The following is a 25,631-nucleotide window of genomic DNA, read 5'->3' on the forward strand; positions in this document are numbered from 1 at the left end:
TGCGCCAGGGGAGGCAGCAGACAGCGGCAAACCCGCCTGACCCTGCAGCCAATGCAGGAGCGGATGAATTGCGGTGATGCAGTGCGCAGTCTGGCGCGATGATTCGGCGATGAAGTGCTGGCGGCCGATGTGACGGATTCCGATGGCGAGAAAAAGATCTCGGTCTATCTGAAAAGGCAATCCGGCAAGCAGATGGCCAAAAAACTGGGCGTGAGCAAGATCAATGAATTCGCGAGCACGGAAGAGGCTTCCTATTTCAAGGAGACCAGCAAGAAGACCACCTTGATGGTGGGCTCGGCCGATGAATTGCACATCGGCAATTCAGGAAAGAGCATCCGCTTCAATTCGGCAGTGGCTTGCCAGATGATCAAGTGAAGCGGCATCGGTATGCCACGCACCGGATCGTGAAGAAGAGGCCGCAACGCAGGAAGCCAAGCGATGATGTGGACGGAGGGCACGTGCAATTGGCCGAGAATGCAGGAATGCAAAATACAAAGCGCTCCACATTCGGCATGCGCAGCTTGCACACCGCGTGTGCATCCCTGTATGCAGCGGCCATTGTGCCGCTGCTTTCTTGCCTGGTGGCAGCGAGTCCAGCGCAGGCCCAGGCACTGTCCGTTCAGGTTCCCCATGGCCTGGATGGCTCGGCTGCCATGCGGGAAAACATGGCGTACGGTGTAGATCTCTGGTTGATGGCCCACGACAATGCGCGCCGTGTACTGCTGCTGGATCGCTGCACTGCACTGGATCGGAAGTTTCCCCAGCAAGCTGCGCCAGCAATGGTTGCGGCAAGCACGGAAGTCCTGCGCTGGATGACAGGCGAAGCATATTCCGATCTGCCGCCGGAGCCCTATTCGGTAGCCGTGCGCGAAATGCTCCCGGTTCTGGCAAAGCACGCGTTCAGCGAAAAGGAGCTTGCATCGTGGGATACCTTGCGCAATTCACCGCAGGGCCGTAGAGGGCGGGCCATACGAGAGGTCCAGTTGGCGCTGACAAAGGCGGCCGGCAGCCTGGTCGACGTGAGTTCAGGGCGCTATTGGAACTGGCCGTTGGCGCGAGCAGCGCGGCTTGCCGATGCCCATGGCCTGAGAGAGCAGGTCGATGCAGCATTCGAGGCGCTTGAGCCCGGAGCCGCTGCATGGCTGCGCGGTGTCAGTGTCGTTCCCGGGGAAACGCCGGCAGATGAAAAGTTCACGGGCCGCATCGCTGCTTCCGGCACGCTGTTGGCCCAGCATTTCATCGATGGCCTGGCACCCTTGGACAAGGAGGCGTATGAGCGCATCGAGCAAGTCAAGTTGCTGTATCGCTGGATAGATATCACGCAGGCGCTCAATCGTTTCGCCGCCAGGCCCAATCTGCCCTTCTTGCGCGGAGAGCCTATTCCCGAAACCGTGGCCGGCTTTTGTGACAGCGTGGGCTTGCCATCGTGCCAGCCCGGCGGTGAACTGCACACGGCCATCACCGGATACCAGGTGGCTACCGGCAATGCCGCACGCAGCGATGTGCCGATGAATACCACCCGTCGCATCGTGCATGGCCTGCCTGCCTCAGGTTGCGGCCCGATGTCCGGACCAGCCTATGGTGCCAGAGGCAGGCACTCGGCGAGCTCGGTGTCCGCGCCCTAGCCTTCTGTACCAGATGTCTGCCACCATGGAAATGCCCCGGGCGATGGCCAGCCCCAGGTGGGCAGGAGGCTCTGGTGCCGCGCGCCGCCCATGTTGCCACCTCCTTGCCGCGAGGCTTGGGCTGCATGGCGGGCTGACAGGGTGGCTCGGCGCGCGGCTGGGCACCTTCAGAAACTGCTGCGCAGCGTGACCATGATGCTGCGCGGCAGGCCGTAGTAGTTGCTGCGCGTGGCCGTGCCCACGCGCTCCCAGTAGACGCGGTCGAAGAGGTTGTCGATGTTCACGGCCAGCTTGACCTTGGGGGTGAGCGGGTAGGCGGCATAGACGGACCAGACGCCGTAGCCGCCCGCGCGCCAGCGCACGGTGCCCAGGGTGTCGTAGAACTCGCTGACGGCGCGCACGCCCGCGCCCAGCTCCAGCCCCTGGGCCGCGGGGCCGGCCACGCGGTAGCGCGCCCACAGGTTCACGCTGTGGCGCGGTGACATGCTGCTGAAGTCGGTGCCCGTCTGCGTGACAGTGCCCTGCAGGTATTTGGAGCGCATGTAGGCGTAGCTGGCCGCCACGTCCCAGCGCGGCGACAGCGAGCCGACCACTTCGGCCTCGAAGCCTTCGGAGCGCACCTTGCCTGCGGGGATGACGAAGGCGGCATCGGCGGGGTCGGCCAGCGCGCGGTTGGTGTCCTGCATGCGGTAGATGGCGGCGGTGGCGCTCAGGCGGCCGTCCAGCAGGCTGCCCTTGATGCCTGCCTCCACCTGCCGGCCCTCGCGCGGGGCGATCTGGCCGCCGCCGGCCAGGCGCCCGCTTTGCGGCTGGAAGATGCGCGACTGGCTGGCGTAGAGCGTCCAGCTGTCGTTCAGATCGAAGAGCACGGCGCCGAAGGGCGTGAACTGGCCATCGACCTCGTAGCCCGAGCGCGTGTTCTGCAGCCGGTCCGAGGTTTCTGTCTTCCACCAGCTCTTGCGCGCGCCCGCCACCAGGGTGAGGGCCTGCGTGGGCTTGATGCGCAACTGGCCGTAGACGCCGCGCAGGCTGGTGCGCGTGATGTCGTCGGCAAAGGGCTTGAAGCTGGGCTCGGGGATGGAGGAGGGGTCGTAGTGGAACAGGTCGGCCGGCGTGTTCATGGCGCCGCGCAGCATGCGCAGGTGCATGTTGGAGCTGCGGTAGTCCGCGCCCGCGATGAAATGGTGCGTCTGCCCGGCCCATTGCCAGGGCGTGCTGTAGTAGATGTCGGCCGTGGTGTCGGCATAGTCGCGGTCCACGGTCTGGGCCTGGGTGAAGCGGCTGATGCCGGTGTCCGAGACGGCCGAGTAGCCGTTGATGTACTTGTCGCGCTGCTGGCGCAGCACGCGGCGCGCGGCCACCTTGAACAGGCCGCCGCCGTCGAGCCGCGTCTCCGACTCGATGAAGCCGGCCAGCGATTCGGGCGCGGCGCGGCCCCAATCGGCGGCAATGGCCACGTCGCGCGGAATGGGGGCCAGCCTGCCGTCGGCGTGGGCGGGCAGGCCGGTGTCGTAGTTGCCCCGGCCGCGCTGCCAGGTGGCGCCCACCGAGACCGTGCTCTGGGAAGTGATGTCCAGCTCCACCGTGCCATACAGGGCCTGCTTGTGGCCGTCCATGGCCATCACGGGGCTGCCGAAGTTCTCGTGCAGCGCCACCACCCGGCCACGCAGGCGGCCATCTTCGGACAGCGGGCCGGTGACATCCACCTCGGCCCGCTTGCGGCCCCGCGAGCCCAGGCCGATGGCGCCCTGGCCCTGGTAGTCCGGCAGGGCGCGCTTGCGCACCAGGTTGAGCATGACGCTGGGCTCGCCCGCGCCCGAGAACAGCCCGGCCGGCCCGCGCAGGGCCTCGACCCGGTCGAACAGGGCCAGGTCCAGCGTTTCCTGGGTGGCCGGGTTGCCGCTGACGGTGAGCCCGTCCAACTGGTAGGTGGAGGACTGGTAGCCGCGCGAGAGGATGTCGCTGCGCCCGCCCGTGCTGCTTTGCCGGCGCACGACGATGCCGGGCACCACCTTGGCGGCTTCGGTGAGCTCCACGAAGTTCTGGTCATCGAGCTGCGCGCGCGAGATCACGGACACGGACTGCGGCGTCTCCCGCGCCGTCAGCTCGATCTTGGTGGCCGCGCTGGCATAGGGCGCCCGATAGCTGCCCGTGCCTTCCGTGCGGCCGTCGCGCAGGGCCGTGGCCGTCACCCGCACTTCGTCCAGCGCGGTCTGCGGGCGCGCCGGGGCGGGGCGCAATAGCCAGCCGCCCTGGGGCTGGGCAGAGGCTTGCAGCCCGCTGCCGGCCAGCAGGCGCTGCAGTGCCTCGGCCGGCTCCAGGCGGCCCTGGACGGCGGGCGCGGTCTTGCCTGCCAGCAGGGCGCTGTCGGCCGCGATGCTGGTGCCGGTGGCGCGCGCCAGGGCCTTGATGGCGTCGGACAGCGGCTGGGCCGGCAGGTCGATGGCGGCAGGCGCGGCCAGGGCTGGCGTGCAGGCCAGTGCCGCCGCGCAGGCGAGCAGGGACAGGCAGGCGCGTGCCGGGCGGGAGGAAAGAGGGCGGGCGGGCATGGCGGGAACGTTCTCCTGGGTATCGGTTGTGCTCGCCTGTATGACGGAGCAGCCCGCCGGATCCCTGATGTGTGTTGGCCGCTTTTTTTCAGTTTTTCCGGATTTTTTCCGGCGCCGTGCTGCGCGGGGCCAGCCAGGTGGCACCGTCGCGCTCCTGCACGCGCACGGCGGCGATGCGCGGCAGCGCGTCCAGGAAACTCTCCACATCGGCGCGCTGCACAGCGGCCGTGATGCGCGGCCCGCCCGTGCCGTCGGCTACGGCCGCACGCACGGGTTGGCGGCGCCAGCGCGACAGCGTGGCCGCGATCTCGCCCAGCCCGGCGCTGTCGAAGACGATGAGGCCGCGTTCGATGGACGAGAAGCTGTCGCGCGCATCGCGCTGCACGCGGCGGGGGAGGGGGCTGGCGTGGGCGCCATCGGCACCGGGGGCGGCACCGGCGCTTTCGTCCGGCAGTTCCCCCACTTCGCCCGCCTGCAGCAGCAAGAACGGTGCTCCTTCAGCACCTTTCACCGCCAAACGCACCGTGCCATGCTCCACGCTCACCCGCACCAGGCCCGGCAGGCGGTTGACGGTGAAGCGCGTGCCCAGCACGGTGATGCGCGCCTGGCCTGCGTCGATGGTGAAGTGGCGGTCTGCATCCCTGACCACGTCGAGCAGGGCCTCGCCCTGCTCCAGCACCACGGCGCGCCGGCGGCGCGTGTAGCGCGTGGCGATGCGGCTGGCCGGTCCCAGGGTCAGCACGCTGGCGTCGGGCAGGTTCAGCACGATGCGTTCGCCAATCGCACTGTCGCGGGCCAGGGCGAACACGGTGGTGTCCTGCCATTCAAGCCAGCCGCGCCATGCCACCAGGCCCGCCGTGCCCAGGCCGGCAACGCCCAGCACGCTGCGGGTGATGGCTGCGCGGCGCGTGTTGCGGCGCTGGCGTGCGGCGGTGTTCACGGCCGTGGCCAGGGCCTCGGTGCGGGGCGTGGAGTCGAAGTCCTGCCACAGCGCCTCGAAGGCGGCGTATTCGGCGGCGTGGCGCGGGTCGGCGTCCATCCAGGTGCGCCAGGCGGCGGCGTCGGCGGCGCCGGGCTGCGCTCCCGCATCCCGGTGCATGCGTATGAACCAGCGCGCGGCCTCTTCGCGCGGTGTGGTCATGGCGCGAGCAGCTCGCGCGCGGCGCGCAGGTCCAGCAGGGCGCGCATCAGGTGGCGCTCCACCATGTTCAGGCTGATGCCCAGCGTGGCGGCAATCCAGGGCTGGGAATGGCCTTCCACCTTGCACAGCCAGAACACCTCGCGGCAGCGCGGGGGAAGCCCTTCGATGACCCGCTGCGCAGCGGCCAGGCGCTGCTGCAGATCGGCCAGCACCTCGGCAGAAGGCGCGGTGAATGCTTCCTGCACGGCGATGGCGTCCGCGCGCCTGCCGGGGGCCGTGGAGTCCGGCTCGCCTGCCAGGTCGGGCAGGGGCACGAAGCGGCGTTCATGCGCCATCTGGTCCGCGAGCACGGTACGCGCCACCACGCGCAGATAGGCGTGCGGCTGGGCGATGCCTTCATGCCTGCCGCTGAGGGCGTAGCGTACGAAGGCGTCATGCAGCACATCCTGCGCACGGTGGATGCAGCGCGTGCTGCGCCAGATGGCGGGCAGCAGGCTGCCGTAGGCCCAGCGCAGGTCCAGGCCCAGCCAGGCTGCGGGAGTCGGATGGCGTGTCATACGAACGGGAATGGAGGCCGGGCGTGCCGACCGGCAGGTTCAGGGAGCAAGGTTGCGGCATTCTAAATGAGACTTTTTCTCATTTGTTGCCGAATGCCCACGCGCTCTCTGCCCTGTCTGGCGCCGCTACAGCAACTCCGCCGGCCGCGTCTCCGATGCGCCGGTGCGGCAGGGCAGGGTGATGCGAAACAGCGACCCGCCTTCGGAGCGGTTGCTGGCGGCGATGGTGCCGTCCATGGCGTCGATGATCTTGCGGCAGATGGCCAGGCCCAGGCCGGTGCCGCCCGAGCCGTTGCGGGTTTTGCTGGACTGCACGAAGGGCTGGAAGATCTTGTCCAGTTCCTGCGGAGGAATGCCCGGCCCCTGGTCGGAGACGGCGATGCAGATATCGCCCTGCTCATCGATGCGGCCCTGCACATCGATGCGCCCGCCAATGGGCGAGAACTTGATGGCATTGGCCAGCACGTTGCGCACCACCTGCTGGAAGCGCACGGGGTCGGCCTTGGCGATCAGCGGCGTGTCGTCGAGCTCCAGCCGCAGGTCGATCAGCTTTTGCTGCTGCTGCGGCTCCAGCTCGCGCACCACGGGCCGGATCAGGCTCCTGAGGTCGGTGCGCTCCACGTGGATGGTGCCCACGGCGCTTTCCAGCTTGGCCACGTCCAGCAGGTCGTTGACCAGGGCCAGCATGCGTATGCCCGCCTCGTGGATGTCGTTGAACATGTCGGCCATGGCGGGATTGCCGCGCGAGCGCAGGCCGCCGAGCTCGGCAAAGCCCATGATGGACTGCAGCGGGGTGCGCAGCTCATGGCTCATGTTGGCCACGAATTCCGATTTCACGCGGAAGGCCTCTTCGGCCGCGTCGCGGGCTTCGCGGGTGGCATGCTCGGCTGCGCGGAATTCGCTCACGTCCACAAAGATGCTGAGCACGCCGGTGATCTGGCCCTGGGCGTTCTTCACCGCGGCCTTGGAGATCTGCACGTCGCGGTAGCTGCCGTCCACATGGGGCAGCCGGGCCTCCACCATCATGCGCTGGCCCGAGCGCATCACGACCTGGTTGCTGCGCATCTGCAGCAGGGCATCGTCGCGCGCGTGCAGGCCCTTGATCTCGTGGCCGAGCACAGCGTAGCGGCCCCGGCCGAAGAAGTCCTCCCAGGCCTTGTTGACCAGGGCCACGCGCTGGTCCGCGTCGGTGACCAGCATGGGCAGGGGCGTGGTCTCGAACAGCAGATGCTGGAAGGCCAGCTGGGTCTGCAGTTCCTGCTGGGCCTTCCAGCGGGCGGTCACGTCCACGGCGCTGCCGGCAAAGCCCACCAGCCGGCCGTCGCGCAGCAGGGGAACCACGGCGATGTCGCAGAGCATCTCCCGGTTGCCCGGCAGGCGGAACATGGCCTGGCAGTTGCGCGGTGCCAGCCGGGCCAGTGGATCGAGCAGGGCCTGGATCTGCGCCAGGTACGAGCCGTCCACGATGTTCTCCAGCGGCTGGCCCACGGCCTCGGCGCTGGGCTGGCCGGTCAGCTGCTCCCAGCGCGCGTTCACGAAGGTCAGCAGTCCCTGGCTGTCGGTGCGAAAGATCAGCTCCTGCACGCTGCGCATGAGCACGGCCATCTCATGCTCGCTGCGCGCCAGGCGCGCCTGGGCCTGCTCCATGGCCTGCAGTGCCGACTTCTGGACCCTGCGGGTCTTGAGCACCGACCAGCTCAGTCCCAGCACCAGGGCCAGCAGGGCCAAGCCGGCCACGAAGAAGGCAAAGGCGTTGTCCCGCCAGCGCGCCACCATGGCCGCGTAGGGCTCCTCCACCACCAGCAGCAGCGGCCAGTTGCGCACGGTGCGGAACGACACGATCTGGTGGCGCCCCAGCATGCCCGCGCCGATGTAGGAGCCGAATTCGCTGTGCGGCAGCCATTCCTGGAACAGCGGCGTCTGCAGCGCGGCGGCCGCCTGCACGCCCGTGCCCGCATTGGTGCTGGCCAGGGGCCGGCCGTCATAGGTCAGCAGCACGGCCTCGTAGCTGAGGGTCTCCAGCGTGGACTGGTAGAAGTTGGCCACGGCGTCGGGATTGATCAGGGCCACCAGCACGGCGGGCATGCCGTTGTCCTGGTGGAAGGCCAGCAACTGCGGCAGAAAGGACACGCCGCGCGGCGTCGGATGCGCCCGTGGCGCCAGCGACGACAGGCTGCGGCCGGGCACCAGCCGGCCCAGCTGGGGCTTGCCGGGGATGAGGACGGCCGCCTTGTCGTGCAGCAGATCCTGCGTGTCGATCTGCTGGCCGGCCTCCCCGGCCTGGGTGCTGGCCAGGATGAGGCCCTTGTCGTCGATCAGCGCCATGCTGCGCAGGTAGGGCAACTGGGCGATCAGCAGGGCCATGGCGGCCTCGCGCGTGCCGCGCCCACTGCCTGCGGCCACGATGGCCGGGTTGTGCGCCAGGCTGGCCAGGGCCATTTCGGTGTTCTCGAAGGTCTTTGCCGTCTGGTCCTCCAGCACGCGGGCCAGCAGCGAGGCCTGGGACTTGCTCTGGTCCGCATCGGCATGCAGCTGGCTCCAGACGAAGAGCACCAGTCCGGCAAGCACGCACAGTGCAAAGGTCAGCACCAGTGCCTTGATGTGGGCACTGCGCCGGGCTCCGAGAAAATGATGCGCGGCAGCTCGTTCAGACATGATGAAGGTGCTCCATCGGAAGTTTCAGGGCGCGACGATGGCGGTCAGGCCGTTGTGGCGCGCGGCCCTGGCCAGGCGGCCGTCGCGCTTGATGTCCGAGACGAACTGGTTCAGGCGCGCCAGCCACTGGGCGTCGGCAGGGCTTGCCGCATAGCCGTAGGGCAGCACATGGAAGGGCTTGGGCGGCGCGATCAGCTGCATCCAGTCCGAGCTGTCCAGCAGCTTGCGGCTGTACGGGTAGTCGGTCATGAACACGTCCACGCGCCCGGCCATGAGTTCCTTTTCGCGGGTTTGCGGCGGCTCCACCAGCACCAGGTGCGCATGCCTGAGCGACTCGCGCATGACCGGCTCCATGAAGGTGCCGCGCTGCACGGCCACCTGCACGCCGGGCTGATCGATGTCGGCCCAGCTGCGCACGGCGGGGTTGCTCTTGGTGGTGATGCCGTAGATATCGCTGCTCAGGTAGGGCTGGGTGAAGCGCAGCTGCTGCTGGCGCTGCGGCAGGATGCCGACGGCAAACATGGCCACGTCGCAGCGTGACTCCAGCAGGTCGGGCACCAGCCGCGAGAAGGACGAGTCCACATGCTGCAGCCGCGCGCCCAGGTCCTTGGCCAGCTCTGCCGAGAGCTCCGCGTCGATGCCCGTGAGCCTGCCCGTGCGTGCGTCACGGTAGGTGATGCCGTAGTAGTCGGGCCAGATGCAGACCTTCAGCGTGTGGCTGCTGGCCACGCGGTCCAGCACCTCGCCGGCCCGTGCTGCGCCAGGCCCCATGGCCAGCACCGCCACCCAGACCGGCACCAGTGCCAGCAGCAGCGCCTGTACAACGGGCAACACAACGGCCCGCACCAGCGCGGACAGGCGCGCGGCGTTCCCGGACGGTATCTGCCATCGGCCCGCGGCGGCCTGCGTGTGCATCGTCATCAGTCGCTCCTGTAAAGACTGGCCAGGGTCTCCAGCAGCCGGTTCGGGCTGAAGGGCTTGAGCAGGTATTCGTCGGCACCGGCATTGAAACCCGCCTCGCGGTCCTGCGCACTGCCCCGGGCCGTCAGCAGGATCACCCGCGTGTGCCGCAGGTCGTAGGAGGTCTTGATGCGGCAGCACACCTCCAGGCCGTCCAGCGTGCCCGGCATCATCATGTCCAGCAGCACGACATCGGGCTGGCTGCGCTGGGCCAGGGCCCAGGCTTCGTCACCGGTCGGCGCCTCCATGACTTCGTATGCGCTGGACTCCAGCGTCATGCGCAACAGCTTGCGGATGTCGGCTTGGTCTTCGGCGATCAGTATCTTCTTCATGGCGGGCCTTTCGCAACGCAGTTGAAGGTTTCTGCGTTGGATTGAATCATAAATATCAAATTCATCAAATTTGTATTGTTTTTTTTAATCGTATTTGATGCAAAATTGCTGCCATGTCCGAGAACAGCACCCCACCAGGCCAAATTCCGCACTACACGACCGCTGAGGTGGCCAAGCTGCTGGGCATGGCGGTGCGGTCGGTTCAGCTCATGGTCGATCGCGGCGATCTGGAGGCCTGGAAGACCCCCGGGGGGCACCGGCGCATCACGCGCGCCTCCGTGGAGCGCTGGCGCGGCAGGCAGGGTGATGCGGCCACCACGTCCGGGGCGCCAGCGGCGGCCCCGGCGCCCGCTCCCGCGCAGGCCGGCACAGGCCCGCGCGTGTTGCTGATCGAGGACTCCGTGCACTTCCAGAACCTGGTGCGCCTGCTGGTGCAGCGCCACTTTCCCGACGTGCAGCTGCACGTGGCGCACGACGGGATCACCGGCATGGCGCTGTACGGGCAGATCCAGCCCGACGTGCTGCTGGTGGACATCCTGCTGCCCGACATCGACGGCGCCGCCCTCATCACCACCTTGCGCACGCATGAGCAGTTCGCGCGCTGCAAGCTGCTGGTGGTCACCTCGCTGGATGCGGCAGAGCGCGAGGCCTACGCCTTTGCGCTGGGCGGCGCGCGCGTGATCCACAAACCCCAGCTCGTGCAGGAGCTGCCCGAGGCGCTGGGCGAGCTGCTGGGCAGGCAGGCAGCGTGAATCCGGCCCATCCTGCGGTCCTGCTGGTGGAGGACGATGCCTCGATTGCGCGATTCGTCACGCTGGCGCTGGAGGGAATGCCCCTCACCCTGGTGTCCTGCGCGAGTGCGGAGCAGGCGCAGAGCCTGCTGCAGAGCCAGCCCTTTGCCCTGCTGATCACCGACCTGATGCTGCCCGGCGCCTCCGGGGTCGAGCTCATCGAATGGCTGCGCAACTCCCCGCAGGCAGGCTGCAGCGCCGTGGTCTTCAGCGCCGGCGTGCGGGCCGACGTGGCGCTGCGGCTGGAGCAACTGCAGGTCTGGGGCGTGCTGCGCAAGCCCGTGTCGGTGGCGCAACTGGTGGACTGCGTGGAATCGGTGCTGGCGGCGCAACCGGCCGGCTCGCCCGCGCCAGCCAGCGTGCAAGCCGCCGGTGCGGATGTGCCGGTGGATATGAAGGCGGATATGCCGGCGGATGTGCCGGCGGATGGCGGCCCGGCCGCCGTCTCCAGCTACTTCGGCGGCGATGCCGCCCTGTTCCACAGCTACCGCGCCAGCTGTCTTGCGCAGTTGCCCGACGATGTGGCGCTGGGCGAAAACCTGCTGGCCGCGCGCGATGCCGCGGCGCTGCGCCGGCTGGCGCACAACCTCAAAAGCGTGCTGCGCCTGCTGGGGCACGAGCAGGCCAGCGGCCTGGCGCAGACGCTGGAGCAGGCCTGCCTGGCCAGCGACTGGGCGGGCGCCACCGATGCCTGGCGGCAACTGGGCGCGGCCCTGCTGGGAATGCTGGACGGCGCGGGCCAGCGGCCCCGGCGCGGCTGACACCGCGCCCGCTATTCCGCCATCCCGCCGTCATTGCGGGGGCTGCGCCGCACCCAGCCGTGCCAGATTCCCGCCGCCGTGGGAATGGCCAGGCAGACGCCGGCCAGCATGTCGCCAAGGCCGCCGTCGCTGAACAGGGCCGAGACCAGGCCGATGGCCGTCAGCACGCCCAGCGCGATGGGCCAGCCCCAGAGGGCGAGAAAGCCCCGGTGTTGCGCGCCGCTCATGCCGAGACCTCCTTGCCGCGCGGCGCGGGCTGCGGGGCCGGCACGCTCTTGCCCTTTTTGACCCACAGGTACAGGCCCGTGCCCAGCACGATGATGCTGGCGATGTCCAGCAGCGCCCAGAGGATCTGCATGGCCCGCCCGCCGTAGTCGCCGAAGTGCAGCGGCTGGGACACCAGCAGCGCCGTCAGATACCAGGGCAGGGCGGGCGCGGCCGTGACCTGGGCGGTCTTGGCGTCCACGAGCACGGGCAGGAACAGGCGCGAGGTCAGGGGCTCGTTGCCACGCAGGAAGAAGGTGTGGTGGTGCGGGCTGGAGAACGTGGTTCCGGGGAAGGCGATGAAGTACAGCTTGGTGCCCGGCACCTGCTGCTGGGCGGCCTGCAGCGATTGCTGCAGCGAGGCGCGCTCCGCCACCGGCACCGTGTCCTGGCCCTGGTAGGGCGCCAGCACGCTGCTGAGCTGGTCATGCTGCCAGTACTTGATCAGCAGGTCGGCCCAGGTATTGATCATGCCGGTGGCGCCCACCACGAACAGCCACACCAGGGTGACGATGCCCAGCAGGTTGTGCAGGTCCAGCCACTTCAGGCGCGGCTGGCGCGTGCGGCGCACGGTGCCGAAATCGAGCTTGCGCATGAAGGGCGCGTACAGCACCACGCCGCTGACGATGGCGATCAGCAGCAGCAGCCCCATGAAGCCCAGGAACAGCTTGCCCGGCAGGCCTGCGAACAGGTCCACGTGCAGCTTGAACATGACCCACATGAAGCCCTGGTCGAAGCGCGGCTGGGCCAGCAGTTCGGCCGTGCGCGCATCGATGACCACGGAGCGGAAATCGTCCGTGGGCGCCGGCGTGGGCGTCATGGTGACGAACCAGAGGTCATCGGTGTCGTCGGACTTGGAGACGAACTGCACCACGCGGTCCGGGTGCTGGGCGCGGGCCACCTCCAGCACCTTGTCCAGGCTGGCATGGGGCGTGCCCTGGGGCATGGGCGGGGCCTCCACCTCGGTGCCCAGCAGGTGGCCGATTTCGTGGTGGAAGATCAGCGGAAGGCCGGTCAGGCACAGCAGCAGCATGAAGACGGTGCAGACCAGGCTGCTCCATTTGTGCAACCAGGCCCAGGTCTTGATCGTGTGGCTTTGCATGGGGTGTTTTTTCTCTGACAGAAGGGGGCCTGGGGCCCCCGCCATCACCGCGCCCCCGGCGCCTTGCCGGGGGGCGGGGCGGTTGCCGGTGGCCGGGGGCTTAGAAGTCCACTTGTGCCGACAGCATCAGCGTGCGCGGCGCGCCCGTGGTGGTGTAGCCGGCGGCAGTCACCCAGTAACTCTTGTTGCTGACGTTCTCCAGGCTGGCGCGCAGCACCACGGGCTTGCCGGCCACATGGGTGCGCAGGCGTGCGCCCAGGTCCAGGCGCGTCCAGCCAGGCATGCGCAGGATGTTGGCCGCGTCGTAGTACATGGACGAGGTGTGGATCACGCGGCCGTTCAGGCTCAGGCCCTCCACCCAGGGCGTATCCCAGTCCAGGCCCAGGTTGAAGGTGCGCTCGGGCACGCCGTTGGCGTCGTTGCCCTGGTTCACGCCGCCTGCCGTGCGCGAGAGCCTGGCGTTGTTGAAGGCCGCGCTGGCCAGCAGGCGCAGGCCCTTGTGGATCTCGCCGTAGGCGGTCAGCTCCAGGCCGCGGTTGCGCGTCTCGCCGCCGAAGCTGTAGACATTGGTCACCGGGTCGGTCATGGAGCCCGGGCGCTGGATCTGGTAGAGCGCGGCCTGCGTGGTCATGCGGCCCCAGTCCACCTTCACGCCGACCTCGTACTGCTTGGACTTCTGCGGCGCGAACACCTGGCCGGCATTGGCCGTGTTGGGCCCGGCCGTGCCGCCTGCCGACAGGCCAGCCGTGTAGTTGGCGTAGACCGAGACATTGTTCTGCGGCTTGAACACCACGCCGGCCAACGGCGTCACGGCGCTGGCCTTGTACAGCGTGGTGCCGCTGGCGTTCTTCTGGTCGATGGTCTGGTCGCGCAGGCCCACGGTCACCAGCACGCGGTCGCTGAACAGCGCCATGGTGTCGGCCAGCGCCAGGCTGTGCTGCGTCAGCTCGGCATTCTTGGTGGGCGCGCCGCGCACGAAGTCGATGGCCGGCAGGGGCGCGGGGTTGTAGATGTTGGAGGGGACGGCTTTGGTGGTCAGCTGGTAGAAGTAGCCGCTCTCGCGGTCCATGTAGTTGGCCGCGGCCACCACGGTGTGGCCGATGGCGCCGGTCTTGAAGCGCGTGCGCAGGCCCACGTCGGCCGAGGTGGTCTTGTTGAACTCGTCGTAGAAGCCGTTGCGCACGGTGAAGTTGCCCAGCGAGTCGATGCGCTGCACGGCCGTGGGGAAGCTCTGGTCGCTGGACACATCGCTGTAGCCCACGCCGCCGTAGACGGAGGTGTTGGCGTTGATGTCGTATTCCACGCGCGAGATCACGGTCTTGGCCTTGTCCAGCAGCTCCGTGCCCGGGTTGAAGTTGGTGCGGCTGTCGGGCACGGCGGGCACCTGGGTGATGCCGGCCAGGAAGGCGCTTTGCGGGCGGAATTCCGTGGTCTTGCCGCTGGTGGTCAGCGCATCCAGCGACCAGCGCAGGCCCTGGCCTTCGTAGTCGAGGCCCACCGATGCCAGGCCCAGGCGCTGGCGGCCGCCGTCGATATTGCCTTCGCCATTGCGCCACACGCCGTTCACGCGCACGCCCCACTGGTTGTCTTCGCCAAAGCGGCGGCCCACGTCCAGGTGGCTGCCGAACTGGGCCTTGCCCATGTAGGTGGCGGTCAGGCGGTTCAGCGGCACATCGCCCGCGCGCTTGGTCACCACGTTGATGCTGCCGCCGATGCTGCCGCTGGGACCCACGCCATTGGTCAGCGAGCCGGGGCCCTTGAGCACTTCCACGCGCTCGATCACCTCCAGCGGCAGGCGCGTGGAGGGCGACAGGCCGTACAGGCCGTTCACCGACACATCGCGCATGGACAGGGAAAAGCCCCGCACCTGGAAGTCATCGCCATAGCCGCCGCGCGCCTGCAGCGTGCGCACCGAGGCGTCGTTCATCACCACGTCGGCAATGGTCAGCGCCTGCTGGTTCTCGATCAGCTCCGAGGTGTAGTTGGTGGTGCTGAAGGGCACGTTCATCTGGTCGGTCTTGCCGAGGATGCCCAGGTCGCCACCGCGCGCGATCTGGCCGCCGGCATAGGTCTTTTGCAGTCCGCCGATGGCCTCGGCCTGGTCGCTCACCGTCACTTCCTTGAGGGCCGGGCCCTCGGCCGTCTGGGCCGCCACGCCCACGGCGGCCAGGGCCAGGCCGGCGCCCAGGCATTGGCGGATCAGGCGCGTGAGGGGGTGGGGAGCGAAGCGGAAGTCCGCAGGAGTGCTGTGGTGCGTCATGGCAGTCATGTGCAAAGGTTGGAAAACGGGAAGAAAAAGCGGGAAGAAAACCGGGGGGAAAACCGGGAAACGAGGGCAGGCCGGCCGTGGCCCTAGAAGCGCGCGCGCAGCGACACCGTGACGTTGCGCGGATCGCCGTAGTAGTTGTTGAAGTAGGTGCTGTTGGGCGAGAACTTGGCGTAGTAGCGCTTGTCCAGCAGGTTGCTCACGTTCAGCTGCAGCGAGTAGGTGTCGTCCAGGCGGTAGGCCAGCAGCGCGTCAAAAAGCGCATAGCCACCCTGGCGGGTGGTGACATCGCCCACGCTGGCGTAGGCATCGCTTTGCAGCCGCACGCCGGCGCCTGCGGTCCATCCCTGCAAGGGCCCCTTGAAGCGGTGGCTGGCAAACAGGCGCAGCGCATGGCGCGGGTCCACGGGCCGCAGCGGCTGGCCCACGTTGGCCTCGGAGGCGTCGCGCAGGTACCTGGCCTGGGTGTAGGTGTAGCCGGCCAGCACCTGCCAGCCTGGCGCGGGCTCGCCGGACAGCTCCAGCTCCCAGCCCTGGCTGCGGCTCTTGCCGCCGGCCATGAAGCAGTGGCTGGTCGGGTAGTACGGCAGGCAGGGCATGGCCGATGCCGTGTCCTGCATGGCGCTGCCCACGCGCTGGATGCGGAACACCGACACGCTGGCCTGCAGCCGGCCGTCCATGAAACTGCCCTTGAGCCCGGCCTCCAGGTCCTCGCCCCGGGCGGGCGCCAGGATGCTGCCGTCGGCGGCCTTCTTGTCCTGGGGGCTGAAGATCTCGCTGTAGCTGGCATAGGCGTCGAGCGTGTCCGACAGCGCATGCACCAGGCCCGCGTAGGGCGTCAGCTCGCGGCGCACGCTGTAGCCGCTTTGGGCATTGCCGGGTTCGAGATAGCTCCACCAGCTCAGGCGCGCACCGGCAATGGCGGTGAGCGAGTCGGTCAGCGACAGCCGGGCCCGCGCGAATCCGCCGTACTGGTGGATGTGGGACACGGGCGATGAATAGGCGTTGCCGTTGCCCTCGCTGTAGAACGGCTCGGGATAGCTGGTGTACGGATTCCAGCCGCGGATGTCCACATTGCGCAGCGGGCTCACGCCCCAGTAGCCCGTGGCGCCCGTGCTGCGGATGCGCTGCAGGTCGGCGCCCAGCGACAGCTCGTGCCTGCGGCCCAGGGCCTCGAAGGGGCCGCTGGCCAGCAGGCTCAGCGCGTTCTGCGTGCTGCCGTCGCCGCCATAGATGGAGGTGCTCACGTCGAACAGGTAGGGATTGCTGTCGCTGGCCCTGGAAAACGAGGTCTGCTTGAACCCGTCCGACCGAAAGCGCGTGTGCGCCGCCTGGGCCTTCAGTTGCCAGCCGCTGTCCAGCCGGTGCTCCAGCTCGGCAAAGGCCTGCTGGTTGTGGCGGTCCCAGGTATTCCAGGGCGTGCCCAGGTAGGTGCTGCGCGGCAGGCCGAGCTGGCTGCCGTCGGCGGCGGCAGGCAGGCCGCCCCAGGAGCCCGTGGCCTGCAGGTCCGTGTGCTGCAGGCCGGCCGTGAGCGTGGTGCGCGGCCCCAGGTCCGCCTCCAGCACGCCGTACAGGCCCAGGCGCTTTTCCTTGCGCGCGGTCTGGAACGATGCCTTGTCGTCCGCCAGCGCCACCAGCCGGCCGCGCAGCGTGCCGGCTGCGTTCAGAGGGCCGGACAGGTCGGCCTCCATGCGCTGGCGGTCCCAGGAACCCAGCGTCAGCGCGGCCGAGCCCTGCCATTGCGCCGTGGGCCGCTTGCGCACCATGTTCACCATGGCCGAGGGCGAGCCCGCGCCCCGCAGCAGGCCCGTGGCGCCGCGCAGCACCTCCACGCGGTCCAGCATGGCCATGTCGGGCTGGATGAAGGTGGAGGCCGAGGCCACCTGGTTCACATTGAGCCCGTCCACCTGCAGCGAATCGATCTGGTAGCCGCGCGAGTAATAGGCGATGCGCTCGCTGTCGATGTACTCCACCGTCACGCCCGGCGTGTGCTGCAGCACGGCATGCAGGTCGGGCAGGGCCTGCTCGTCCAGCCACTGGCGCGTGAGCACGGTCACGGGCTGCGGGATGTCGCGCACCGACTGAAGCCCCTTGTAGCCCGTGACCAGGCTGGCCGCGTAGCTGTCCGATGCCTCGGTCGTTGCACTGGCCGGCGCCGTGGCCCGGACCGTGACCGTGCCCAGCGTCTGCCCGCCGATGCCCGAGGCCGCCGCTGGCAGCGGCCGCAGCGTATAGACGCCGCTGGACTCGCGCACGGCCTGCAGCGCCGTGCCCTGCAGCAGCCTGGCAAAACCGTCTTCCACGGCATAGCTGCCCTGCAGCCCCGGGGACTGCAACCGGCCCAGCTGCGCGGCATCAAACGACAGCGCAACGCCAGCCTGGTTGGCGTACTGCGCGATCACATGCGTGAGCGGGCCGGCCGCAATCGAAAAGCTGCGCTGGCCGGCTTGGGCGGCCTGGGCGGACGGCGCCGCATGGACGCAGTCCGCTGCCGTGGCAACCAGCATCGCCACGCCCAGCACCGCTGACACCCCAGCCATCCCCATGGACGCAGGCCAGCCCCGTGCGGCTGCAAGGCCGTCCTGGGGCTGGTGGGGGAGGGTGCGGGGCATGGGGCTGGGAAAGTGGTGTGACTCCCCGTATGCCGAACAAGCCTTGCCGATCCTGCAAGTTCGGCTGGATTTTTTTTGCGCTGCCCCTGAGATTTTCTCCGTTACTTCCCGTTGATAACCAGGTGGAATAAGGCTGGATTGCTATGGTTTTATTTTCCGATCAATGCCTCAGGACACCACCACCGGCCTGGGCTGGCGCGTCCCCGCCAGCGCCAGGCCCGCGAACAGCATCAGCATCAGGCCGTAGGCATAGGTCACGGGCAACAGGCCGAAGCGCGCGGCGGCCATGCCCGCCGCGATGGCCGGCACGCTGAACGCCAGGTAGCTGGCGATGTAGATGGCCGAGATCAGGGCGCCGCGCTCGTGCGGCTCGGCCAGCGGGATCACGCTGCGCAGCGCGCCCTGGAAGCCCACGCCGAAGCCTGCGCCCGCCACCACCGAGGCGCCCAGCACCAGGGGCAGGCTTTGCAGATGGGCGCCGACCAGCAGCAGGGCCACCCCGGCCAGCAGGCCGCTGCCGCCGAACTGCAGCATGGCGCGCGGCGCGCGGCTGCGCAGCGTCCAGATGGCGGCGGCGGCGCTCAGCGTGTTGATGCACACGGCAAAGCTGGCGGCGACCTCCGAGCCCGTGACCGAGCGGATCATCGAAGGGCCCAGCGACAGGTAAAAGCCCCCCAGCGCCCACACCGTGATGCTCATGGGCAGCACGCGCATGAAGTCGGCCCGGGCCTGGCCCGGAATCCGCACGCGCGGGCGCATGGCGGCCAGTGCGCCGGGGCGGCGCGCGCCCGTCTCGGGCAGCACGGCCATGGCGGCGGCCACGGCCACGAAGATCAGCGCCATGAGCCAGAACACCAGGCCCAGCTGCTGGCGCCACAGCTGCGCGAACTCGCCCGCCACGACAATGCCCGCCGCCATGCCGACCATGGGCGCCATGGTGCTCACCAGCGTGCCGCGCTCGCGGTGCAGGTCCAGCAGCGCCGCGCCCATGGCCGCACTGGCCATGCCGGTGGCAAAGCCCTGCAGCACGCGCGCCAGCACCAGGGCCTGCACGTCGCCCGCGCGGGCGAACACCGCCAGCGAGACGATCTCCAGCACCAGCGCCGCCAGGATCACGGGCTTGCGGCCCAGGTGGTCCGACAGCGCGCCCGTGGTGAGCAGGGCCAGCAGCAGGCTCAGCGCATAGACCGCGAAGACCAGGGTCAGCATGCCCGAGGAAAAGCCCCAGTCCTGCTGGTAGAGCCGGTACAGCGGCGTGGGCGCGCTGGAGGCCGCGAAGAAGCTGCCCAGGCCGAAGGCCAGGACGGCCAGGCTGCGGCCGGGCCGGGCAGCGGGAGTGGAGTTGGATGGTTGCAGTACCGACATGGTTAAGAGCCCTGCTGCACAATTAATGCAAAGTTTTTGCGTTAGCGAATTCTGCGCTTGTGCGCTGCTAATGCAAATTTTTAGCTTTAATAACCATGAGCACGCAAGTCCCATCCCTTTCCAAAACAGGCGGTCCCGCCCGTCCCGGCGGACGCAGCGCGCGCATCCAGGCCACGGTCTACCAGACCGTCAAGGGCCTGCTGGAAACCATGCCGCGCGAGGAACTGAGCTTTCCGCTCATCGCCGCCCAGGCCGGCGTGACGCCGTCCACCCTCTACCGGCGCTGGGGCGACATACAGCAGCTGCTGGCCGATGTGGCCGTGGAAATCATCCGGCCCACGGCGCCGCCGCTGGACACGGGCACGCTGGAGGGCGACCTGCTGGCCTGGGCCGAGCAGTTCCTGGAGGAATCGGCCTCGCCGCTGGGCCGCACCATGCTGCGCGACATGGCCGCCGCAGCGGGCAACGAGCACACGCCCTGCGCCTGCGTGGAAATCCTGCGCGGGCAACTGGCGCAGATCGGCGAGCGCGCAGCGCGGCGTGGCGAGGCGATGCCCGCTGCGGACACCCTGATCGACGCGCTGGCCGCGCCCATCGTCTACCGCGTGCTGTTCGACCTGCCGCCGTCCCTGGAACACGTGCAGGCACGGGTGCGCGGCCTGCTGCAGGCTGAAACGGCCTAGCCCTTCAGCGCCCGCGCCAGCACCTCGAAGATCCGCGCATCCGAGCACTGCGCCACATTGAAGCGCAGGAAATCGCCCGCGCTCTGCGACTGGCTGAAGGCATTGCCGGGCGCCAGCACCACGCCATCTTCCAGGCAGGTGCGCGCAAGCGCAGTGGCATCCATGCCCCCGGGCAACTGGCACCACAGGAACATGCCGGCCTGCGGCACCAGCCAGGGCTTCATGCCCAGGGCCTGCAGCCGCGCGGCCGTGCGTTCCATCTCCTGCGCCAGCCGCAGCCGCACGGACTCCATGTGCCTGCGGTAGCCGCTGTCGGTCAGCGTGCGCAGCACGATGTCGGCGGCCATGCGCCCGCCGCCGAAGTTGGTGGCGATCTTCAGGTCCGCCAGGTCCTGCGTCCAGTCGGGCCGCGCCGCAATGAAGCCGCAGCGCAGCGAGGCCGACACCGTCTTGGAGAAGCTGCCGATCTGGATCACGCGCGACAGGCCGTCGAAGGCCGCCAGCCGGGGCGCCGCATGGGTCTCCAGGTCGCAGAAGATGTCGTCCTCCACGATCACCAGGTCCGAGCTGTCGGCCAGCTTCAGGATGCGGTGCGCCACCAGTGGCGACAGCGTGGCGCCCGTCGGGTTGTGGATGGCCGAATTGGTGATGTACAGGCGTGGCGAATGTGCCTGCAGCGCGTCGGCGAACCGGGCCACGTCGGGCCCCTGCGGCGTGTAGGGCACGCTCACGGCCTGCACGCGGTGCGCCTTGAGCAGCGCATGGAAATTGAAATAGCAGGGGTCGTCGATCAGCACCGTATCGCCGGGCTCCAGCAGGAAACGGCAGACCAGGTCGATGGAGTGCGTGCCCGACTCCGTCAGCAGGATCTGCTCGGGCGAGGTCTCCAGCCCCATGGCGGCCATGCGCCGCGCCAGCAGGCGGCGCAGTGCCGGGTGGCCCAGCGGCGTTGCGTACTCCGTCAGCTCCAGCGTGCCCGAGCGCGCCAGGGAACGCAGCGCGCGGCGCACGCCTTCCTCGTACAGCCATGAAGGCGGCAGCCAGCCGCAGCCCGGCTTGAGCGCGTGGGCATCTGCCTGCAGCGACTGGCGGGCCAGCCACAGGGGGTCGACCTCCCTGTCCACGCGCGGCCCGATACCGCCCAGCGCCAGCGGTGCCACCGGCCCCGCCACATAAAAGCCCGAGCCCGGGCGCGAGGCGATCACCCCCTCGGCCGCGAGCCGCTCATAGGCCTCCACCACCGTGGACACCGACACCTGCATGGCCTGCGCCTGCGCGCGCACCGAGGGCAGGCGCGTGCCGGGCAGGTAGGTGCGCGCGGCGATGCGCGACTGGATCTCTTCCATCACCGCCTGGATGCGTGTGCCGCTGCGCATGGCTGCTCTTTCTTCTGTAGTGGTTTTGTGTGCATAACAGTTCTTTTGGATTGTATTGGACTGTCTATGGAAGATCCGGCCGTGCAATGGCCCACTGCCCGCTGCAAACCAAGGAGCTTTTTGATGGACAAGACAAGCAGCGGGTGGATCAACGGATTCATCGGCGTGGCGATCTTTGCTGGATCGCTGCCGGCCACCCGCGTGGCGGTCGCCGACCTGGACCCCACCTTCCTGACCTGTGCGCGCGCCAGCATCGCGGCATTGCTGGCCCTGGCCATGCTGCTGGCGTTGCGTCAGCCCCGGCCCGCGCGTGCCGACATGCCTTCACTGGCGCTGAGTGCGCTGGGCGGCGTGGTGGGCTTTCCGCTGCTGACCGCGCTGGCGCTGCAGTACGTCACCTCAGCGCATTCCATCGTCTTCGTGGGCCTGCTGCCCCTGTCCACGGCCGTGTTCGCCGTGCTGCGCGGCGGCGAGCGCCCGCGCCCGGCGTTCTGGCTGTTCTCGCTGGCGGGCGCGGCCTTCGTGGCCGGCTATGCGGCCGTGGGCGGGGCCGGGGGCTCGCTGCGCGGCGATCTGCTCATGCTGGCCGCCATCATCGTCTGCGGCCTGGGCTATGCCGAGGGCGCGCGCCTGTCGCGCACGCTGGGCGGCTGGCAGGTCATCAGCTGGTCGCTGGTGCTGGCCCTGCCCGTCATGCTGCCGGCCGCCCTGCTCAGCATGCCGGCATCGCTGGCCGATGTGGGCCGGCCCGCATGGCTGGGCCTGGCCTATGTCTCGCTGTTCAGCATGCTGATCGGCTTTGTGTTCTGGTACCGGGGCCTGGCGCAGGGCGGCATTGCGGCCGTGGGCCAGATCCAGCTGCTGCAGCCCTTCATGGGCCTGGGCCTGGCGGCCCTGCTGCTGCACGAGCAGGTGAGCTGGGGCATGGTGCTGGTCACCATGGCCGCCGTGGTCTGCGTGGCCGGGGCCAAGAAGTACGCGCGCTGAGCCTGGCGGGCGTGGTGCGGGGGGGCGGGGCAGGGCGGAGGGGCGGTCAGCGCCCGGCCTCGCGCATCACCTGCTGCGCGAACTCTGCGGCCGAACCCTCGAACGGCTGGTTGCTGGCCGCCTCCAGCCGGCTGCGGATGGCCGGCGCGCGCAGCGCCTGGGCCACGGCGGCGTTGATGCGCTGGGCCAGCGCTGGCGCCATCTGCGGCGGCGCGAACAGGCCGAACAGCGAATCCAGGTTGGCCTGCGCATGGCCCAGCTGCGCCAGCGTGGGCACATCGGGCAGGGCCGCCAGCCGCTGCGGTGCGCCCACGGCCAGGGCCTTGAGGCGGCCCGCGCGCAGCGCCTGCAGCTGCAGCGGCGCCACATTGGTGGACAGCAGCTCGAAATGCCCGGCCAGCGCATCGTTGAGCTGCTGGCCCCCGCCCTTGTAGGGCACATGCACGATGGGGATGCGCGTGGCCTGCTCTATGCGCTGCAGCACGGCGTGGCCCGTCGTGCCCTCGCCCGTGGTGGCCCAGCGTATGCCGCCGGGCATGCCGCGCGCCTCGGCCAGCATGCCCTCGAAATCCGCGGCCTTCAGCGCCGGCGTGCCCACCAGCAGCATGGGCGTGCGCATCACACCGGCCACGGGCGTCACGGAGGCTGCGGCCAGGCCCACGGCGGTGGCGGCGGCAAAGACCAGGGTGCGGCCGTCGGGCGCGCTGCGCGCCAGCAGCTCCAGCGCCACGGTGCCGCTGGCGCCGGGGCGGTTGTCCACGATCACGGCCGTGCCCCATTGCTGCGCCAGTTGCTCGGCCAGGGCGCGGGCCACCATGTCGCTGACACCGCCTGCGGGGTAGGCCACCACGATCCGCACGCTGGCGCCCGGCCAGGCGGGCCGGGCCGGCAATGCCTGGGCGGGCCAGGCCAGCGCGCAGGCGCCCGCCGCCAGCAGGGCGCGCCGGCCGGTATCGGTGCCTTGCGGTGCCCGCATGCCTCAGCCGCCCGGCGCCTGGTGGCGCTGCGCCAGCTCGCGCGCCAGGGCGATGAAGGTGGCCGCGGGTCCTGCACCGCCGGTTTCCGTGCCGGCCTCGCGGTGCACCAGGGTGAGCGGGGCGCTCAGCCGCACGGCGGGCTCGAAGGCGCGGTAGACCACGGCCTCGGGATGGGCGCCGCGCACCGAGGCCGGCACGATGGACAGGCCCACGCCCGCCGCCACCAGGTTCACATTGGTCATCATGCGTTCCACCTCGGCGGCCACCTCCACCTGTACCTTGTGCCGGGCGCACAGCGCCAGCAGGTTCGCGTACAGCCCCGGCGCGCCCGTGCGCCGCACAAGGATCAGGCGCTCGCCATCGAGCTGCCTGAGCGCCACGGGCCGCGATGCATCGCGCGCCAGCCGGTGGTCCACGGGAATGGCCAGCAGCGCGGGCTCCTGCAGCAGCGTCTCGAAAACCAGGCCTTCGGGCCGGGCCACCGGCACGCGCAGAAAGCCGCAGTGCATGCGCCCGGCCTGCACGGCCTCGGTGATCTCGGCGGCATTGTTCTCGCTCACATCCAGCGCAATGTCGGGATGGCGGCCACGGCACAGGCGCAGCACCTCGGGCGTGAAGGCATGGGCCGCCGCCGAGCTGGTGAAGCCCACATGGATGCGCCCGCGTTCGCCGCGCGCAAAGGCCTGCATGCGGTCGCGCATGGCGGTGAAGTCGGCCAGCAGCCGCGTGGCCTCGCCCTGCAGCTCCAGGCCCGCGTCGGTCAGGTCCACGCCCTTGGGGTGGCGCCGGAACAGGGCAATGCCCAGCTCCTCCTCCAGCGCGCGGATCTGCTGCGACAGCGGCGGCTGCTGCATGCCCAGCAGCTCGGCCGCGCGCGTGATGTGGCCGGTATCGGCCACGGCCAGGAAGTAACGGAGATGGCGCAGTTCCATATATGTGAAAAGTATCCAGCCGATATCCTAAAAATCTTTGAAATATTGGACAAGCCTCTACAGAATCCCCTCCAGTCACCGATGCGACCGCTTGCCGCGGCGCGGCAGGTGACTTCCAACAAGAAGCCAAGACAGGAGACAAGACATGCAAGCATCCGCGTATTTCCCCCTGCGTCCCGCCAGCGCCTCGCTGCTGGCCGCGCTCGCTCTGGCCGGCTGCGGCGGCGGCTCGGCCGTGCTGCACGGGCCGGTCACCTCCATCGAGACCGCGCCCAAGAGCACGGCCTGCCCCGCCGAGATTCCTGCGGGCATCAGCTGCTGGGCCGGGCAGGACTCCAAGGGCGCCTACTACCTGATCGCCAAGCCCGCGCAGTGGAACGGCACCCTGGTGCTGCACGCCCACGGCGGCCCGGACCTGGCCGCGCCCACCGCCGACCGTGCGGCCGAAGACCTGGTGCGCTGGTCCATCATGGTGCGCGCAGGCTACGCCTGGGCCGGCTCCACCTACCGCCAGGGTGGCGTGGAAGTGCGCGCCGCCGCAGAGGACACGGAGCGCCTGCGTGGCATCTTCCGCCAGCATGTGGCCAAGCCGCAGCGCACCATCCTGCACGGCCAGTCCTGGGGTGCGGGCGTGGCGGCCAAGGGCGCGGAAATGTTCAACGAGCAGACCGTGGGCGAGCGCCCCTACGATGGCGTGCTGCTGACCAGCGGCGTGCTGGGCGGCGGCACCCATGCCTATGACTTCCGCACCGATCTGCGCGTGGTCTACCAGTACCTGTGCGGCAACCACCCGCGCCCCAATGAGCCGCAGTACGCGCTCAACCTGGGCCTGCCCGCAGACGCCAAGATGCGCCAGGCCGACGTGGCCCTGCGCGTGAACGAATGCCTGGCGCTGGACAAGCCCGCCGCCCAGCGCACGGCCGCGCAGCAATCGAAGATCGACACCATCACCAAGGTCATCAAGATCCCCGAAAGCGCCATCCAGTCGCACATGAACTGGGGAACCATGCACTTCCAGGACATCTCGGCCAAGCGCACGGGCGGCGCCAGCCCCTTCGGCAACGAGGGTGCGGTCTATGCCGGCTCGGCCGACGATGCCGCGCTCAATGCCGGCGTGCTGCGCTACCGCGCCGACCCTGCGGCCTACCGCAAGTTCGCCGATGACACCGACCCCGTGGGCAAGATTGGCGTGCCGGTCCTCTCGGCCAAGTGGATCAGCGACCCTACGGCCTTCGTGGAGCTGGATGCGCGGTTTCGTGCGGTGATGCAGCAAGGCGGCAGCGGGGACCGGCTGGTGCAGACCTTTACGCGGCAGGGGACGCACAGCTATATCAGCGATGCGACCTATCCCACTTTGATGACTGCGTTGATGCAGTGGGTGGAGGCGGGGGTGAAGCCGACTGCGGCGGGGATTGCTGCTGCTTGTTCTGCTAATGAGGCCAAGTTTGGGGTGGGGTGTAGTTTTGATGCGGCTTATGTGCCGGCTGCGTTGGGGGCTCGGGTGCCTGAGAGGGCGCGGCCTTCTTTGCAGTGAGCTGGTTTTTGACCCTGCCGGGGGGTGTTTTTTCGAGGCCGGGTCTCGGCCCGGCAGCCGACCTACCTTTCTTTGATTCGTCAAAGAAAGGTAGGCCAAAGAAAGACGACCCGGATGTCCGCGACCCCTTCGCTTCGCTGCGGGGCAACCTGCGTCGTGGCG

The 25,631-nt window shown here is 69.1% G+C and carries 21 protein-coding genes; 7 read left to right on the forward strand and 14 right to left on the reverse strand.

Going from position 1 to position 25,631, the window contains the following annotated elements; genetic code table 11:
- Window positions 1-114 precede the first annotated feature (114 nt).
- Complete coding sequence (locus tag KDK82_RS22970; RefSeq protein ID WP_049801454.1) at window positions 115-375, forward strand: hypothetical protein; 261 nt, start codon at window positions 115-117, stop codon at window positions 373-375.
- An 83-nt stretch (window positions 376-458) separates the two neighbouring features.
- Window positions 459-1,625 (forward strand): hypothetical protein, encoded by a 1,167-nt coding sequence (locus KDK82_RS22975; protein WP_143290086.1) that lies wholly within the window; start codon window positions 459-461, stop codon window positions 1,623-1,625.
- 167 nt (window positions 1,626-1,792) lie between these two features.
- On the opposite strand, the gene KDK82_RS22980 is transcribed toward KDK82_RS22975, so the two are convergent.
- From KDK82_RS22980 to KDK82_RS23005, 6 genes are all read right to left on the reverse strand, one after another.
- A complete protein-coding gene (locus KDK82_RS22980; protein ID WP_088166270.1) occupies window positions 1,793-4,174 on the reverse strand; it encodes a TonB-dependent siderophore receptor in 2,382 nt (793 codons plus the stop codon).
- A gap of 88 nt (window positions 4,175-4,262) precedes the next feature.
- Window positions 4,263-5,315 carry a FecR domain-containing protein gene (locus tag KDK82_RS22985; protein ID WP_088166271.1) on the reverse strand — a complete coding sequence of 351 codons (1,053 nt, stop codon included), beginning with the start codon at window positions 5,313-5,315 and terminating at the stop codon, window positions 4,263-4,265.
- Window positions 5,312-5,872: an RNA polymerase sigma factor gene (locus tag KDK82_RS22990; RefSeq protein ID WP_088166272.1), complete on the reverse strand. Its 561-nt coding sequence runs from the start codon at window positions 5,870-5,872 to the stop codon at window positions 5,312-5,314. Before KDK82_RS22990 ends, KDK82_RS22985 begins: the two co-directional genes overlap by 4 nt.
- Before the next feature lie 126 nt (window positions 5,873-5,998).
- A complete protein-coding gene (locus tag KDK82_RS22995; protein ID WP_088166273.1) occupies window positions 5,999-8,527 on the reverse strand; it encodes an ATP-binding protein in 2,529 nt (842 codons plus the stop codon).
- A gap of 24 nt (window positions 8,528-8,551) precedes the next feature.
- Window positions 8,552-9,448 (reverse strand): ABC transporter substrate-binding protein, encoded by an 897-nt coding sequence (locus tag KDK82_RS23000; RefSeq protein ID WP_034390822.1) that lies wholly within the window; start codon window positions 9,446-9,448, stop codon window positions 8,552-8,554.
- Complete coding sequence (locus KDK82_RS23005; protein WP_012203798.1) at window positions 9,448-9,819, reverse strand: response regulator transcription factor; 372 nt, start codon at window positions 9,817-9,819, stop codon at window positions 9,448-9,450. The genes KDK82_RS23000 and KDK82_RS23005 overlap by 1 nt, the downstream gene beginning before the upstream one ends.
- Window positions 9,820-9,932: 113 nt before the next feature.
- Between KDK82_RS23005 and KDK82_RS23010 the strand changes: the two genes are divergently transcribed.
- The gene (locus KDK82_RS23010) at window positions 9,933-10,571 is read left to right on the forward strand and encodes a response regulator (RefSeq protein WP_012203799.1); all 639 of its coding nucleotides are present in this window, start codon (window positions 9,933-9,935) and stop codon (window positions 10,569-10,571) included.
- Entirely contained in the window at window positions 10,568-11,371 is an 804-nt protein-coding gene (locus KDK82_RS23015; RefSeq protein ID WP_088166274.1) for a response regulator, read from the forward strand. The genes KDK82_RS23010 and KDK82_RS23015 overlap by 4 nt, the downstream gene beginning before the upstream one ends.
- Before the next feature lie 11 nt (window positions 11,372-11,382).
- Here KDK82_RS23015 and KDK82_RS23020 read toward each other — a convergent pair whose 3' ends face one another.
- The 5 genes from KDK82_RS23020 to KDK82_RS23040 all read right to left on the reverse strand — a co-directional run bounded on the left by KDK82_RS23020 (window position 11,383) and on the right by KDK82_RS23040 (window position 18,980).
- The gene (locus KDK82_RS23020) at window positions 11,383-11,598 is read right to left on the reverse strand and encodes a hypothetical protein (protein ID WP_088166275.1); all 216 of its coding nucleotides are present in this window, start codon (window positions 11,596-11,598) and stop codon (window positions 11,383-11,385) included.
- Window positions 11,595-12,737 carry a PepSY domain-containing protein gene (locus tag KDK82_RS23025; RefSeq protein WP_088166276.1) on the reverse strand — a complete coding sequence of 381 codons (1,143 nt, stop codon included), beginning with the start codon at window positions 12,735-12,737 and terminating at the stop codon, window positions 11,595-11,597. Before KDK82_RS23025 ends, KDK82_RS23020 begins: the two co-directional genes overlap by 4 nt.
- Before the next feature lie 100 nt (window positions 12,738-12,837).
- A complete protein-coding gene (locus KDK82_RS23030) occupies window positions 12,838-15,006 on the reverse strand; it encodes a TonB-dependent siderophore receptor (RefSeq protein ID WP_088166277.1) in 2,169 nt (722 codons plus the stop codon).
- Between the two features lie 83 nt (window positions 15,007-15,089).
- Entirely contained in the window at window positions 15,090-17,615 is a 2,526-nt protein-coding gene (locus KDK82_RS23035) for a TonB-dependent receptor (protein ID WP_088166278.1), read from the reverse strand.
- A 168-nt stretch (window positions 17,616-17,783) separates the two neighbouring features.
- A complete protein-coding gene (locus KDK82_RS23040; RefSeq protein WP_013803871.1) occupies window positions 17,784-18,980 on the reverse strand; it encodes an MFS transporter in 1,197 nt (398 codons plus the stop codon).
- A gap of 95 nt (window positions 18,981-19,075) precedes the next feature.
- Here KDK82_RS23040 and KDK82_RS23045 point away from each other — a divergent pair, with 95 nt between their 5' ends.
- Window positions 19,076-19,663, forward strand: a complete 588-nt coding sequence (locus KDK82_RS23045; protein ID WP_012203814.1) for a TetR/AcrR family transcriptional regulator — start codon at window positions 19,076-19,078, stop codon at window positions 19,661-19,663.
- Here KDK82_RS23045 and KDK82_RS23050 read toward each other — a convergent pair.
- Window positions 19,660-21,039: a PLP-dependent aminotransferase family protein gene (locus KDK82_RS23050; protein WP_047219778.1), complete on the reverse strand. Its 1,380-nt coding sequence runs from the start codon at window positions 21,037-21,039 to the stop codon at window positions 19,660-19,662. The two genes, KDK82_RS23045 and KDK82_RS23050, sit on opposite strands and share 4 nt — an antisense overlap.
- Window positions 21,040-21,162: 123 nt before the next feature.
- Here KDK82_RS23050 and KDK82_RS23055 point away from each other — a divergent pair, with 123 nt between their 5' ends.
- On the forward strand, window positions 21,163-22,026 hold the full coding sequence (locus KDK82_RS23055; protein ID WP_012203816.1) for a DMT family transporter: 864 nt from the start codon (window positions 21,163-21,165) through the stop codon (window positions 22,024-22,026).
- 46 nt (window positions 22,027-22,072) lie between these two features.
- On the opposite strand, the gene KDK82_RS23060 is transcribed toward KDK82_RS23055, so the two are convergent.
- Window positions 22,073-23,002, reverse strand: coding sequence for a tripartite tricarboxylate transporter substrate binding protein (locus tag KDK82_RS23060; protein WP_088166279.1), 930 nt, complete (start codon window positions 23,000-23,002; stop codon window positions 22,073-22,075).
- 3 nt (window positions 23,003-23,005) lie between these two features.
- Entirely contained in the window at window positions 23,006-23,935 is a 930-nt protein-coding gene (locus tag KDK82_RS23065) for a LysR family transcriptional regulator (RefSeq protein WP_012203818.1), read from the reverse strand.
- A gap of 145 nt (window positions 23,936-24,080) precedes the next feature.
- On the opposite strand from KDK82_RS23065, the gene KDK82_RS23070 reads away from it, so the two are divergent.
- Window positions 24,081-25,469: a hypothetical protein gene (locus tag KDK82_RS23070; protein WP_088166280.1), complete on the forward strand. Its 1,389-nt coding sequence runs from the start codon at window positions 24,081-24,083 to the stop codon at window positions 25,467-25,469.
- Window positions 25,470-25,631 lie beyond the last annotated feature (162 nt).

The organism is Delftia sp. K82, assembly GCF_002193035.1.
In the GTDB taxonomy this organism is placed as follows: Bacteria; Pseudomonadota; Gammaproteobacteria; order Burkholderiales; family Burkholderiaceae_C; genus Comamonas; species Comamonas acidovorans.